Annotated in this window: 1 tRNA gene and 1 rRNA gene; both read right to left on the bottom strand. The window is 35.1% G+C overall.

The window, feature by feature from the left end:
- Window positions 1-150 precede the first annotated feature (150 nt).
- A tRNA-Ala gene (locus tag K0040_RS22625) sits at window positions 151-226 on the bottom strand.
- A gap of 109 nt (window positions 227-335) precedes the next feature.
- A 16S ribosomal RNA gene (locus K0040_RS22620) occupies window positions 336-405 on the bottom strand; the annotation flags it as partial.

Genomic DNA, 405 nt, shown 5'->3' with positions numbered 1-405 from the left:
AATCCCATTGCTCAAAGTTTAATATTTTTAAAAGTTATCTTCTTTATATGATATATTTTTTAAGAAGTTTATCTTCTTCTTTATATAATGTCATATCACTAAATGTTATGCAGTTTTCAAAGTACTAGGCACTTAACAAATAAGTACAAATGGTGGAGATAAACGGGATCGAACCGTTGACCCCCTGCGTGCAAGGCAGGTGCTCTCCCAGCTGAGCTATACCCCCATATGTTTTTTCAACAAAATATATTATAATCATTTTGTTGAATCTCGTCAATATTTTTTGTAAGAGTTAAAGAACCCTCAAAATTAAACAGTAGGTTAATTCTCCCTAGAAAGGAGGTGATCCAGCCGCACCTTCCGATACGGCTACCTTGTTACGACTTCACCCCAGTTATTGATTTC

The sequence above is a fragment of the Terrisporobacter petrolearius genome, assembly GCF_020748185.1.
Lineage (GTDB): Bacteria > Bacillota > Clostridia > Peptostreptococcales > Peptostreptococcaceae > Terrisporobacter > Terrisporobacter petrolearius.
The sequence above is the reverse complement of the archived record's forward strand: the minus strand, read 5'-3'. Positions and strand labels throughout refer to the sequence as shown.